This is a genomic window from Flavobacterium flavipigmentatum, assembly GCF_020911905.1.
GTDB lineage: Bacteria > Bacteroidota > Bacteroidia > Flavobacteriales > Flavobacteriaceae > Flavobacterium > Flavobacterium flavipigmentatum.
The window spans coordinates 3688160-3703157 of the sequence record NZ_CP087133.1 but is presented as its reverse complement, the minus strand read 5'-3'; the positions used below and the strand labels follow the sequence as shown (position 1 = coordinate 3703157).

The 14998-nt window shown below is 32.9% G+C and carries 11 protein-coding genes; 2 read left to right on the top strand and 9 right to left on the bottom strand.

What is annotated here, in order from left to right:
• Positions 1-191 precede the first annotated feature (191 nt).
• The 9 genes from LNP22_RS15825 to LNP22_RS15785 all read right to left on the bottom strand — a co-directional run bounded on the left by LNP22_RS15825 (position 192) and on the right by LNP22_RS15785 (position 9648).
• Positions 192-1448: an NAD(P)/FAD-dependent oxidoreductase gene (locus LNP22_RS15825; RefSeq protein ID WP_229974325.1), complete on the bottom strand. Its 1257-nt coding sequence runs from the start codon at positions 1446-1448 to the stop codon at positions 192-194.
• Between the two features lie 866 nt (positions 1449-2314).
• Positions 2315-2869, bottom strand: a complete 555-nt coding sequence (locus LNP22_RS15820) for a YceI family protein (RefSeq protein WP_229974324.1) — start codon at positions 2867-2869, stop codon at positions 2315-2317.
• A gap of 5 nt (positions 2870-2874) precedes the next feature.
• Positions 2875-3270: a c-type cytochrome gene (locus LNP22_RS15815; protein WP_229974323.1), complete on the bottom strand. Its 396-nt coding sequence runs from the start codon at positions 3268-3270 to the stop codon at positions 2875-2877.
• A gap of 11 nt (positions 3271-3281) precedes the next feature.
• Positions 3282-4124: a DUF5777 family beta-barrel protein gene (locus LNP22_RS15810; RefSeq protein WP_229976393.1), complete on the bottom strand. Its 843-nt coding sequence runs from the start codon at positions 4122-4124 to the stop codon at positions 3282-3284.
• A 12-nt stretch (positions 4125-4136) separates the two neighbouring features.
• Positions 4137-4538, bottom strand: coding sequence for an OB-fold putative lipoprotein (locus LNP22_RS15805; RefSeq protein WP_229974322.1), 402 nt, complete (start codon positions 4536-4538; stop codon positions 4137-4139).
• A 113-nt stretch (positions 4539-4651) separates the two neighbouring features.
• A complete protein-coding gene (locus LNP22_RS15800; protein ID WP_229974321.1) occupies positions 4652-5530 on the bottom strand; it encodes a COG4315 family predicted lipoprotein in 879 nt (292 codons plus the stop codon).
• A 117-nt stretch (positions 5531-5647) separates the two neighbouring features.
• Positions 5648-8182 carry a carboxypeptidase-like regulatory domain-containing protein gene (locus tag LNP22_RS15795; protein WP_229974320.1) on the bottom strand — a complete coding sequence of 845 codons (2535 nt, stop codon included), beginning with the start codon at positions 8180-8182 and terminating at the stop codon, positions 5648-5650.
• Complete coding sequence (locus LNP22_RS15790; RefSeq protein WP_229974319.1) at positions 8183-9082, bottom strand: FecR family protein; 900 nt, start codon at positions 9080-9082, stop codon at positions 8183-8185.
• 50 nt (positions 9083-9132) lie between these two features.
• On the bottom strand, positions 9133-9648 hold the full coding sequence (locus LNP22_RS15785; RefSeq protein WP_229974318.1) for an RNA polymerase sigma factor: 516 nt from the start codon (positions 9646-9648) through the stop codon (positions 9133-9135).
• Positions 9649-9848: 200 nt separating this feature from the next.
• Between LNP22_RS15785 and LNP22_RS15780 the strand changes: the two genes are divergently transcribed.
• Together LNP22_RS15780 and LNP22_RS15775 are read left to right on the top strand one after the other, a co-directional pair.
• On the top strand, positions 9849-10871 hold the full coding sequence (locus LNP22_RS15780) for a hypothetical protein (RefSeq protein ID WP_229974317.1): 1023 nt from the start codon (positions 9849-9851) through the stop codon (positions 10869-10871).
• 1322 nt (positions 10872-12193) lie between these two features.
• On the top strand, positions 12194-14932 hold the full coding sequence (locus tag LNP22_RS15775) for a substrate-binding domain-containing protein (protein WP_229974316.1): 2739 nt from the start codon (positions 12194-12196) through the stop codon (positions 14930-14932).
• Positions 14933-14998 lie beyond the last annotated feature (66 nt).

The window sequence follows — 14998 nt, the reverse complement described above, 5'->3', positions numbered from 1 at the left end:
AAGCCTAAAATTTGCACTGTTACGGATGGGCTTCAGAATCAAATACCTTTTTTTTCAAAATACGTATTGTGTGGGTCTTTATACTAATAAAGTGTTCAAGATCGTTATGGAAAAAGTTTTCTTTATTTGTTCATCTGCCTTTGAAAATTGTTGAATAAACTTATTATATTTCAACATATTATACCCCATAGTTATCGTTGCTGATCCATTACTGATCTATGTTGCTCTATCAAGGCCTTAGCCGCGTAATCTCCGGATAGTAGGGCAGCATTTAGGGAACCGTTGGCGAGCATATCGCCTGCAATGAAAATCCCTTCGGAGACTGTTACATTCTTTGGTACGTATAATACATCTTTTATATCGGGTAGTGCCTTGGGTATATGATATAGCTTTACAAACCTAAGATTGGTAAATCCGCATTGCTGGAGCAGTTCTTCTTTTACTTTTTCAATTAGTTCCTTATCTTCCAAAGCGTGTTCTTTTACGATGGTTACCGAAAGCATCACCTCGTTATCCTTCTGGGGATCGACCCTTTGGGCGTAGGAGAGGGTATTGATGAGTGTGTCAGGATCCGGAATCAGCCCGATTAGTTGTTGGTTACTTGCGGGATGCGCTACCTTGAAGTATAATGTTGTGCATTTTTTCCATAAGATCCTCTCAGTGTGGTATCCAGGCAGGACTTTGTCCGTATTCGTGGCGAGGATAATGTAATCGGCCTCAAGAACCTCACCGCTTTCGAGGTGTATACGCCTGTTATCCGGTTCGATGTTCACCACAGTTGTGCTTGTCCTGATTGCCGATCTTGCCAAGGGTCTGGCAAGAGCTTGTGCAACGTCATGCATTCCATTTGCTGGTAAAGCTGCTCTTCCTTGGCTAAACATTTTAAAAATGAATTCGAACATCCTCGAAGAAGTGGAGAGCTTGTCTTCCAGATAGATGCCTGTGAAGAAAGGCATGAAAAAATTCTCAATTATCACATGGCTGAAGCCATACGCTTTAAGATACTCAAGGGTTGAAATTTCGGGAGCGTCGAATATTGCATTGATTGTCTTTGCTTTAAGATGTCTTGTAAGACGATATATCAGGAATTTATCCTTTACTGAAGCAGCAGGCGACAGTAAGGTTTTCAGCAGCATTGACGGTTGACGTAAAGGGTCTCCCATTACAGATTGCCTGCCGTTGCTTAAAATCACAGCCCCTGGCTGGAAATAGGCAAGATTGAGGCTGGCAAGGTCTAAATACTTGTTTACAGCGGGATAAGCGGTCAAAAGTACCTGAAACCCATGATCAAGGGCATACCCATCGATGATATCGGTCTGCAGGCGTCCGCCAATTTTTTTCTCAGCTTCCAACACTGTGGCAGAATAGCCATTATCTTCAAGTACCCTTGCAGAAGCCAAGCCGCTTGCTCCGGCGCCTATTATGTATACAGATGGATTTTTAAGCATATTTTGTTTAATCTAAATCGGTTACAGTAAAACAAAATTACACTTTTAAAACGTATGATGACCATTAAATAATTTAATAAATAGCGAGCTGGGTTCTTTCGCACCCGGGAATCCCTTTTTATCTTTAGAATTTTAAATCCATCGAAAAATGAATACAAATGGTCATTGCTATTCGAAGTCTATTATATTGCAGGCAGTATATTTTAAGCTTAGGTTTACATTAAGCTATCGGGATGTTGAAGAGATGATGAAAATGCGAGGAGTTCATGTTGATCATGCTACTATTTAGCGATGCTAATACAATTGATTTCTTATTAACTAATAGAAGACATATAAATCAGTGCCCGGTCATTTCTAATTAAAGCAATTAGTAATACTGTTGTCCGAGAGTAATAAACATTGATAAAAGCGGTTCTAATACTGCAGCGATTAAGGTCTATAACAAGCGTTCTTTCTCAAAGATTAAAATCCGACAGTGTAATTATGGCAATAATATTGTAGAACAGGACCATCGTTTTATATAGTGGAAGATTTTAACTGGTTTAGGTTTTAAAGGTTTTGAATCGGCCAGACAAACCTTGAGCGGAATTGAAGTTGTGTATATGCTGAGGAAGAATCTGATGATTAGACCAGGGATAAGTATGTTTAAATCATGCTGTAAATTGGCGGTCTAACTTTTAAATTACTTAAATTCTTATATTTGATTCTGACAGATGCGAGAGAACAAAAAAAAGAGGTCAGCTTGGCATGAAACTGACCTCATAATATTAGTCCTGATTAATAATCTTCCAAATCAAAAAAAGATTTATTCAGCTAATAGTTGTGGGTAAATTCTATTATCAAAAGATTTAATTTTTTTGAAACTATCACTTGATTAATAAAAAATTGTAACTGATTTTTATTTTGTCAGCAATTTTTTTTCTTACTAGACCTGGTATTTCTATATCGTAATCTTCCGGTTTAACTTCAAATGAACCAATAGCATTTACTCCGTTTGCAGCTTTCGAAATTTTCACCGTTACAATTACCGGTTTAGTTTTTCCGTGAATAGTAAGATCTCCTTTTAAAATAAAATTTTGAGGTGTATTGGTAATTTTAGAACTATCAAAATTTTCAATTTTACCTTTTAAAGTAGCTTTTGAAAATTTTTCAGATTCCATATAATTTTCGTTGAAATGCTCCTCCATTAAAGCAACTTTAAAGCGAAAACCTTTTATAAGAACCAGAGCAGCGAAATCTCCGCTTGACTGCTCTAAGACAGCAGATACACTTTTATTTTCGGCAGCAACTTCTTCATAGGAAGGCACAGTCGCCTGAAATTTTATAGTTCCAGTTTTTGTGATTAGTTTTTGCCCAAATCCATCGGTATTTGTAACAATAATCAACAGTAATACAAAGAAATTGATCAATCGTTTTTTCATAATAATTAGTTTTCTTTTAATCCGTCTGTATTCCATTTCACAATAACATCAATATTGGCCTGAGACATTCTTCCTGCCTGAGGCATGATACCTTGTTGTCCCGTCTGTAATTGAATTCTATTGAGTAAACCTGCGTTTTCGACTGCTGCTTTTACTTCAGCATAAGTGGTTAAAGGTCTGAAACCCGCAGATCTTCCACTTTGATGACAACCAATACAATTGGCATCAATAATTGATTTAGCATTTTTAGTATAGCTGGTTACAGCTGGTGGGTTTGTACCTGGTGTTTCAGTAACTGGAGGCGTTACTGTAACAGGTTTCTCAATATCCTGATAGGTGTCAGAATCGCTGCAGCTCGAAAATGCTGCAAGTAAAATCGTGAATGCTATTAGTTTTTTCATAAGTTATAATTTTAAAATACTCTATATAAATTAAATCCAAAAAAGAAATCTCCTTTACCCCAGTCACCACTGGCGTTTGTAAGGTATCCGCTCTCGCTCATAGATTGTGAATTAGTAAATATTAACTGAAAAACATGTCCTCCGGTTTCTACGTCCAATCCAACTGACAAAGGATTTTTATAAAATTCAGGCGTGTCAAAATTGTGCATGTATTCTAAATTCACAGATAATCTTTTGGTGATTTTATAGCGTCCTCCTCCTCCAAAAGAAAACTGATTATCATTTTCGATTGCCGGATTATAAAGGTTTTTATGTACAAATGAGGGTACTAATTCTAAGGATAGTTTTTCGCTCACTTTTCTTGAGATAAGTAACTGTTGTACATAAGTCATACGATGCTTGAATTCTAAACCAGGATATTGATCTTTTTCTAAAAAAGTATTGATATCTGCAACGCTGTATCCTACAATTTCAAAAGGAAAATTGGCATTTTGTCTCATCATTCGATATTTTAATCCTGTCTCATACATTTTGTTTAAGGTATGCCTAGAAATACTAACGGACAGCCAATCTGTAACTCCGTAAATACCTCCCAATTTTGTAGTAGCGTTATCGAGACCAAAAAAACTGTCTAAACCGTCTTTAACAGTACCAAAACGATGCGAGACTACAAAGTAGAACTCTTTTTTTGCAGCCATTTTTGTGGTCTGTAAGGTTACCAGCTGTAAAGCTTTAAAAGTTGCTGCAGAATAACTATCTTCTACCTGAGTAGAGTCAAGATCCTTGAGTAGATCCTCCTGCGAATAAGTCAGTGAAGCCAGAAAGAGGCATATTGTAACTAAAAATTTCTTCATCATTTTTATTAATTATTTTTGTTTGGTTATGGAACATTGGTCTAACTTAACTTCTTGAAAAAGTTCATCATAACCAATACATTTACCTTTAACCGTTACTTTATTATTGATGTTTTGATATTTTGTTTTTTGAATAAATAGACAAAAAACACTATTTTCAAGTATAACCACAGAATCTGTTTGTTTGGTTACTTTTCCTGTAATTTCAATTGTTTTATTCAGATATAGTGCATCAGCATTTTGCGGATTCGAATTATAATCTTCAAGTAATTTTGTTGCTGTTATGCTGCAATCAGGCATTTCTGATTCTATATTGCGTGCTTCCTTAAAGAGAAATCCGTAATAAAAATAAATTCCCGCTGAAACCAGTACTACTAGGATGGTCATTACAAATGCTATTTTTTTTCTTTTCATATCGATGTTTTAATTTTTCAGGAAGAAATAATTCTTTTTTTATTTCAAATTAGTCCAGTTTGATTGGACTAATTTGAAATATTGGGCTGTACTATAAAAATTTCTTTGAAATTTTATATCGCAAGCGGATAGTCTTTTACTGCTACTGGCCAAATAGCTGGAGCAGGAAAACTAATCCCTTTATTTGCACCTCTTACGCTAGCGTCTTGACCAAAATAATACAATGGCCAGCCGTTGTAAACCAATTGTGATTTACCAAATACAGTAATAACACTAAACTTAGATTTATCCAAAATAGAAGGAACGACTATTTTATCTGTTTCGTAAATTGGCCAAACAGCATTGTTTGAAAAATCTGCTTTTGTAAAATTATTTTTCTTAAAATTGTCATTCTTAAAAGTATACAATGTTAACCCTTTTGCATCTGTAAAATAAGTTGTTAAACCATCTCCAACAGTATAATCAGATTTATAGTTTTTACCATCATGTCCTGTAAGCTGGCTGCTTACAATCATCACAGAATAATCTGGTTTTGCTATAAACCAAACACCGCCAATTCCGTCACCTGTTGTTTTACCTGCAGCTTCTGGAGTATTAGCTCCGTTTGTACTTGGCGAATAATAATACAATGGCCATCCTTTATAGGTTAATTGTTTTTTTGCAGAGGCAGTAGTAATGGTTGCAAAATCAGATAATGTTAGTCCCGTATTTAATTTATCAGCAGTTAAATTATCTACGTAAAATGGTGGCCAAACGGCTTCACATCCGCCAGAACAAGAGGCTTGTCCTTTTGCATCTGCTGCAAAAAAGTACAAAGATCTACCATCTTTATCCGAAAGATAAGAACCTAATGTTGCACTTGTAGAAAGACTAATTTCTTTTTTTACTTCGGTAGTAGGTGTAGTGTCATTATTGTTGTCACTACTACAGCTTAGGAAAAATGTTGATGCTATAATAGCAACTAATGCGAATTTAATTTGTTTTGATTTCATTGTTTTACTTTTGATAAGGTTCAATAGTAAAACAGTCATGATGCAAATTACCCTACCAAAAAAAAATAATTTTATAAAAAAAGAAATATGATTTTCTTAAAGATCATAAAAATAGCGCTACAAAGAAACTCTAATGCTCACATTTGGAGTCCTTTGCAGAGCAAATGTTTCTACTTCCTCAATAGAATTTGTCAGAGAACTCATTCTGTAATATTCGCTGATTTCATTTTTTCGGTTTAGGATATTTAAGATCGAAATCCCAAATTTGTACTGAACTCCATTTGCCGTTTTCCAATTGTAAGTAGAAGAAAAATTAATCTGCGAGAAGACGTTCAAATTGGTATTATTTGGTTTGTTGTAAACCAGTACTGGATTTGAAGAATCAATTTGCGAAAAGTTAAGAGAGGTTTTGGGTCTGCCTGAAGACCATTTAGTTCCGATAGCGATTTTAAAATTATTTTTCTCATAAATGCCAGCCCAAGATATTGTATGCATTAGCTGAAAATTATTGGGAAAAATTGGGTATTCAAAATTAGCAAAATGATAATTATTATGGTTATAAGTATAACTCAACCAAGTAAGATAGTGATTCATTTTTTTCTGTATCAGCATTTCTGCTCCCCAAACTTCATAATTGCCAATGGTTCGCACAAATTCTAACTGATTCTGAAAACCTTGACTGGAGGTCGTAATTCCGCTTACTTTTTTGTAAAAATTTTCAATATCCAAAAGCCAGTCATTCTTTTTGTAGAATAAATTCAAGGAAATTTGCTTGCTTCTTTGAATTGGAATTGTCGTATTATTAGCGACAATCCAACGTCTTTTTTCAATACCAAAATAATCTTTTTGCAAATCAATGATTTGTTGAGTATTCTGGCTTTTCAGCTCGCCAAGTAGTTCTAGATTTAAGTTTTTACTTATCCCATAACCAAATTGTATTCGGGGTTCTACACTGTATTTTTTAAATTTTTCAATGTAATTAATTCGTGTTCCTGATTTAAAATATATTTTAGAGAGGGTATCATTGTATTTTCCTTCCAAAATTAAGGCATGCACTCTCAGAACGTCTTTTACTTTACGATAAAAAGCAGGATTAGTAACCTGTTCTAAATTGGTAATCCCTATTTCATTAAACTGATAACCATCGTTAAAACTAAATTTAGAAGTAACAGTATGATTGTTTTCTAAATTAAAACCATTATTATTAATAGTGTTTTCTTGGATAACGATCTGGTTTTCAATACTCGTTTTTTGGTTGCCCAAAAGTTCATAAGATGAATTGTAAACATTAATTTTACTTATATTAGAGCGATTCCAGTTTCTTTTCCAGGACAAATTTCCTCCATAATTTTGCTGGCGTAAAACGTTGTTTTCAGATCTGTTAATGTCATACACCTTAGCACTCTGAAAGACTTCCAGATTGTCTTTTATGGTAATTAAATCGAGTACTAATTCATCTTTAAGACCAATTTTTTGAGCATATTTCAGCGTAGCGTCGTAAAAGCCAAATTTTTTATCACTTTGATAATCGATATTTTGGTTTTGTGAAAAATCAGTGATAGTAGTGTTTTGAAATATTTTATCGAAATATTCCTTGTAGGTAGGCGTCTCTACAAAATCGGTAATAGATTTTCGCGCTGAAATTTCGATATAACTCTTTTTTGAAAGATTGTATTTTGCATACACATCAGCATTGATCATATTAATTCCCGCACTAAAAGAGTTTTTTTCTGCTGTTTCCAGAGTTGAAGAAATAGCGACTACACTCGATACACTTTCTCCGTAAAATGCAGAACTTCCGTTTTTATAAATAGAAATACTATTTGCCAGATTTGGGTTGAAAACCGATATTAAACCAAAAAAGTGCCCCGTTTGAAACATTCGTATTCCATTCCATAAAAACAAATTCTGGTCGTGCGTGCCGCCACGAACATTGATGCTTGACACGCTTTCGTCCAGACTGTTTACGCCGGGAATTTGCTGCATAGTCTGCAAAGCATCTGGTTCGATAAGTCCAGGTAGAATACCGAATTTCTTGGGTTTAATTTCAAAAGAGCCATCGCTATTTTTTGAAATTCCCGAAGCCAGAACAGCATTTGCCTTAATTTCTTCCAACTGCGTAATTTCAGGTTCTAATAGTATTTGAAGACAATTTTCAGGTTTAGAATTGACTGTAATAATTCTTTTGGCCGTAAATCCTACATGACTAATGAAAAGCAAACCGTCATTTTCTTTTTTAAATTCAAAATATCCCTTTGAATCTGTTGTAACCTGAATTTTAGCACTTAAACTGATATTAGCATTTTCAATAGGTTTTTTATCTGTACCGGAAAAAACGTATCCGCAGATTATGTGAGTTTCATGTTCTTTTTTATAGATATTAATGAATTGGTTGCCAATATTTTCAAAAGACAAATGGGTTTTTATAGCCAGATATTGCAGTTTTTGTTCTAGAGAAAGTGATTTTTTTGGAGGAACTAATTGCAGGTCGGCAATATTTTCTTCGGTGTAATTAAAATTAACGTGATGCTTTTGTTCAATATCAATTATGATTTTTTTAAAAGGCACAGCTTTTCCTTTGTCCTGAGCAGAAAGATTCAGAACAAAGAAAAACAGACCAAACAAAAAATGAAATGATTTGGGGGATAGCATTTATTTTTCGTCAAAAATTATTTTATTTTTCGAGACTTTTTTAGCCTTTAAATGACAGGTAGTACTAATAATTTGCAGGGCGATATCCAAGTCTTGAGTTGGTAATTTTCCCGTAAAAAGCGAAGTTGTATCTTTCGCATTCAGTTCAATCGTAATATTATATTGTCTTTGAACTTCGTCTAATAGGCTTTTAATATTTTCGCTATAAAAAGCGATTTGATTATCCATCCATTCCGGTTTTGACAAATTTACTACCGCGCTAAATTGTTTTCCGTTTTCAAAACTTACGCTTTGGCCATGTGTCAATAAAATCTGAGTGTTGGCATAATTTACCTTTACACGACCTTCATAACACACTACATCAAATCTGTTTTTTCTAGCTTTTACATTAAATTGTGTTCCTAAAACAGCTACTTTTCCAAGATTCGTCTGTACTTCAAATCGTCTCCCTTTGGCGACCCTGAAATAAGCTTCTCCTTTTAACTCAAGATGTCTGTTGTTATCCCAATTCCATTTTTTATAATGTATTTCAGAACCAGAATTTAGCACCACTTCAGAATTATCAGGTAATGAAAAAGTATTTTTTTCGCCAAAATTAGCCGTATGCGTTTCTGGTAAAAAAGACCTCGTAACAAAAGTAATTCCAAGCGCTAAAACAAAGATTGCGGCGGCTCGAAACATCCATTTTTTATATAAAGGAATTACTTTTGGAGTCGCTTTTTTCTGGCTCAAAATATTCGACAGCATAACGTTTTCATCCAAATCATCTACTTCCAAATGAGCGGTATAATTCTTTATCTTTTGGTATTTTTTAAAATCGGGGCTTGCTTCAAATTTAGCTAATTCATCCTCGGATAAATCATTGTTCAGCCATTTTGCCAATAAGCGATTTTCTTTCATTGTACTCGAATTATGTTAATAAAACAATCGGGACTAAATTTACCCTACTTTTATAGATCAATTTCTTTGCGCAAGCTTAATAGAGCCAAATGAATGCGTTTTTCTACCGCTTTGACACTAATATTTAATTCCAGAGCAATTTCACTGTATTTTTTTCCGTCAATCCGATGCATTAAAAAAGCAGTACGTTGTTTTTCGTTTAAGTTTTCAATGGCTTTTAAAAGTTTGACTTGAAATTGTTTTTCCTCCAGAATATATTCCGGACTTTCATTGGTTTTATCTAGACCTGTAAAGTTTTTTTCATATCTCAATACCACTTTCTGGTGGGCAATGGCATTGAGGCTGCTATTGTTAGCAATAGTATAAACATATGATTTTGCTTTTTCAATTGGCACCGTAGCACAATTTTGCCAAAGTTTCACAAAAGCTTCTTGCGCTACATCGTCTGCTTGATCGATATTTCCAAATTTGTAAAAAAGAAAATTCCGAAGTGCTTTTACGTGACTTTTGAAGAAAGACGAAAAGATTATTTCATCACAAGTACTGGATTGATTTTTAAGTGACATGTAGATTTTCGATTTATACGACACAAAAGTATTTGTTTTTAGTAAAAGTAGGGTAAAGATAAAGCTGATTGTTTTATAGAAGTATAAAATGCTATTGCTTTTAATGATTTATTATAAAAAAAGAAGAGACTTAAATCATTGATAGCGGATTTATTAAAAACCAGTTTCTTAAATTTTATTACATTTGTAAAAATATAGATATGTTCCCTTTAAAAAAATATTTATCCATAGCCATTTTATTACTCTTATGGTCTTGTCAAAATGACTCTGAGGAGCAAGATATCAATGTACAAGGAACAGTTACCAATACTTCTCCTCTTACTACTTATTTGCAAAGGGTTGCAATGGTTCAAACCGTGCAGGATAATGTTATCGACGGGTCTAGTTATTGCACTATAAAATTACCTTACACCGTTACAGTCAATAATACTCAAATTGCGGTTAATACTGCAGCCGATTATCAAAAAATAACAGATAATATTAATGCCAATGGATACGATGATGATATTGTAAAAATAGATTTTCCTGTAACAATGGTGTACTATAATTACATCCAGAAACTGATCCCCAATGAAACTGATTTCAAAGACTTAATCGATTACTGGAATCTCTATCCTGATCTATTATCCAAAATTAACGGACTAAATATCAACTATCCCATTACCATTAATACTTATAACAGTGCGAATCAGATAGCAAGTTCTCAATCTATTACAAGCGATCAGACTTTTTTTAATTTTATTAAAAATCTGAACAATAGTGAATATATTGCCTTACAATATCCAATTTCTATAACAGATTATAATAATGAGACAAAATCAATTACGAATAATCTGGATTTCGAAAATGCGATCAAATACGCTATTGATTACTGTCCCGAAAATAACATTACAGCTCTTGATTTTACAACAGTGCTAACAAATGGTTCTTGGAATATACCTTATTATTTCTCGAATTCTGACAAAACCTCATCTTATAATGGATACTCATTTGTCTTTAAAAGTGACAAATCGGTAGTGGCTACCAAAGGAGGGATTCCCGAAATAGGTCAATGGGAAAGTACTTTACAGTATGGCGGAGTTAGGAAATTGCAGCTAAATTTCAGTTCAGCGGTACTTTCTAATTTGAATAAAAACTGGAACTTGTTTGAATTTAATAATTCACAAATACGATTACGTGATGTAAGTAATAGCACTAATTATCTTTATTTTGAAAAAAAATAAATTCTAGTGTAACAGTAAATTGAAACATTTGGATATAAGATAGATAATAAGGTTCTGTCGCATTTGAGAATACCTTTTATCTTTGGAATTTTATATCCATCGAAAAACGAATACCAAAGGGCATAGCTATTCAAAATCTATTATTCTTCAGGCAGTGTATTTTAAATTAAAATTTATACTTAGTTATCGTAATGTTGAAGAAATAATGAAGATTTGTGGAGTGCCTGTGGATCATGCTACGATCCAGCGCTTTAAACCTTTCGTTGAATTAAAGATGAAGAATAGAAAAGATAGAGTGGGTAGAAGCTGTAGATAGGATGAGACCTAATATCAAAGTAAAAGATATTTGGTATTATTTATTAAAGTAGATAAATTATGCGATACGGTTGACTTTCTTTTTGACTAGAAAAAGACAAAGAATCAGTGCGTATTCTTATCTAATTAAATCACTTGCTAATAACTACATGCCAAGAATAATAAACATTGATAAAAGTGGTTCTAATGCAGCAGCGATTTAAGTCTATAACAAACCTTCTTTGTCAAAGATTAAAATCCGACAGTGTAAATACATTAATAACATAGTAGAACAGTACCATCGTTTTTACAAAGTGGAGGATACAAAACGGTTTAAGCTTTAAAAGCTTTGAATCGGCAAGACGAACATTGAGCAGAATTGAAGTTGTTCATATGTTGAGAAAGAATCACATGATTGGACCAGAGATAATTACGTTTAAATCATTCTGTAAATTGACGGGCTAAGTTTTATTTCACTTAAAATCTTGGCAGATGCAACAGAACCCGTTATTTAATTATAATACTGCTTTTTTACTTGTTAGGAATCTGTCTTCTTTGGCATTGTTGGTAATTAAAGTTTTATTTGTATTAATTTAAATTTTAGCTTGACAAGTAAATCAATAAAAAAAAGTTTAATAAAGTTTCGAACCTAAACTTTTTTGACCTTGATTTTACAGACCTTTGACTTTTGAAAAACATTATACGCGACTATTCTGCCACAAAACTAAAAAGCTCGAAAATAGAAATAATAAACATATTGAATGTCTTAACTTTTTGTGACAGAAAAATTAGCAGTTCAATTTCAAATGTGCCACGATTTTTGATTGATTAAAATAACCATTTTTATTTTTTAGTCAAGATATTTCAGTACTCATTTGCGTTTATGGAATAAAAGCTTAATTTTACTTTTTAAACTATACACACCTTCTTCCTTGTCATTTTAAATAATCCTTCCTAATTATTGAGACAAGTTCGATTAAACAAGGCACTTTATATAATTATTTTCATTTACCATAACAGATAATTCTATGCATAATTCTGTAAAATATATTTTGCTACTTTTCTTAGCATCATTAAGTTTAGTTTCCTGTAAGCAAAAACAGGGAAACAAAATTAAAGTTGGATTTTCTCAGGCCATGACTACAGACGACTGGCGAAAACAAATGAACAGTTCTATAAAGATTGAAGCTTCATTGCGTCCTGAGGTTGAATTAAAGATTAGTGATGCGAATAACAATATTGCGAAACAGATTGAAGACATTGAAACATTCATTTCTAATAAAGTTGACGTTATTATTGTCTCTCCAATTCAATCAAAACCGCTAACAGCAGTAGTAGAGAAGTCGATTAAAGCCGGAATTCCCGTCCTTGTAGTGGATCGGAAAATTGAAGGTGAAAATTATACCGCTTATTTAGGTGCTGATAATATTGAAATTGGGAGAATTACAGCCCGATATATTATTTCAAACAGCAAAGGTTCTGGTAAAATTATTGAAATTACCGGAGCAAATGGCTCTTCACCTGCCTATGAAAGAAGCCTTGGATTTGATCAGATTATTAATGAAAATAAGCACTTCAAAGTCGAGAATACCATTCATGGCGATTGGGAGGGAGAATCGGTTAAAGTACCATTAAAAGCAATTCTTTCAAAAAACTCAGACATTGAATATATTTTTGCTCATAATGACCGTATGGCTTTAAGTGCCTGGGAAACTGCGAAAACCTTAGGCTTAGAAAAGAAGATTAAATTTATTGGAGTTGATGGACTCAATACTGTTAATGGTGGTATAGAATTGGTAAAAAGTGGTATACTGGACGGTACTATTTTATATCCGACGGGAGGAAATGAAGCCTTAAAACTGGCTCTGAAAATGTATAATAAAGAACCGATTTCAAAAAATAATATTCTCAATACCATTGTTATTGATCAAAATAACGCTGAAATTATCGAAAATCAAATGGATAAAGTAGATCAGCAACAAGTAGTTATTGAATCACAGCAAGGAGCAATAAAAGTGCAGGAAAGAGAATATGCTTCGCAGAATAATCTGGTTCGGTTGCTCAGTTTTTTCCTTGTGATTATTTTGAGTTTGACGATTTACAGTATTTATTCGACTATTTCTATTTCGAGAAAGAAAAAACAACTCGAAAGAATCAACCAAACTGTAATTGATCAGAATAATGAAATTCAGGAAATGGCTCAAATTGCCCAAAGAAGCAACGAAGCAAAATTGAATTTCTTTACCGGACTTTCGCATGAATTTAAAACTCCTATAACACTTATTATGAGTTATGTAGAGTCGTTAATTGAAAATGAAAAAATTAAAGGAACTACACTGATTGACGAAGTAAAACTAATTCATAAAAATTCAAATCGATTACTCAGATTAATAAATCAATTGCTGGATTTTAGAAAAATTGAAGAGCAAAAATTCACTTTGAGAGCTTCAAATACTAAAATTTATGATTTTACAAATGAAGTAATGACGAATTTCAAAGGCGAAGCTGCCCGCAGAAATATTGATTTTCAGCTTATTTGCAAAAACAAAAATCTGGAATTATTTATTGATAGAGGATTGATGGATAAAGTATATTTCAATTTGCTCTCCAATGCTTTTAAATTTACTCCTGATAATGGTAAAATTAGTATTTTGATCTCAGAAAATCAGGATAATACAGTTAGAATTAGTTTTAAAGATTCTGGAATTGGAATACCTGAAAATGAATTGTCGAATGTATTTAATCCTTTTTTTAAAGCTTCAAATAATAATAAGAATAGTTCGGGAATTGGACTTCATCTCTCCAAAGAGTTTGTGCTTTTGCATCAGGGAACAATCGAATTAAAATCGAAGCAAGGAACTGAGTTTATAATTACCGTATTAAAAGGAAACATTCATTTGCAGCCTTCGGAAATCGTAAATAAAGCCGAAAATTTAAATCGTACTCCAAACTTAATATTGGATAATTTAGATATAGGGACAGATTTAAATCCAGACATTGTAATCTCTGAATCAGAAAAGCATACGCTTTTAGTTATAGAAGACAATATAGATTTGGTTACCTTTTTAAGGGCTAAATTATCCAGCGAATACGTAGTTTATACTTCAGACGGAAGCGATGCTATTGAAAAAACAATGGAAATCATTCCGGATATTATCATTTGTGATATAAATCTGGTTGACAAAGACGGATATGAAATTAGCAAAGAACTGAAAAAGGACCTGCGTTCGTCACATATTCCTATTATTATTTTGACGGCCCAAAGCGATAAAGAATCTACTTTGAAAGGGTTGCAAAGTGGAGTAGATCAATATTTGACAAAACCTTTTAGTCTTTCGATTTTAAAACAATCTATTTCCAGCTTGCTTTTCAACAGAGAAAAGCTTCGTTATTATTACACCAATAATATTTATCGCGTTGAACCAGAATCTAAATTTGGCAATCAGGAGCAGTCCTTTATTACTAAGATGAATGATATTATTAATAGAAATGTAGAAAATCCTAAATTTTCTGTTGAAGATTTAGCTGATAAACTTGGAGTTTCCCGAGTTCAGCTGTATCGAAAAGTAAAAGCTATTATCGGAATTAATATCAGTGATCATATTAATAATGTAAAATTGGAGAAAGCAGCAGAGCTTTTAAAGTCCAATAATATGAATATTTCTGAAATTGCGTACTCGTTGGGATTCTCTTCTCCAAACTATTTTTCTACAGCTTTTAAGAATAAATTTGGAATTTCACCAAAGGAATACAAATCTTCCACTTAATATAAGTTCAAAATCGATACAAATTAAGTATCAATTTTGAACCTAATGTAACAAAATCGAAACTAC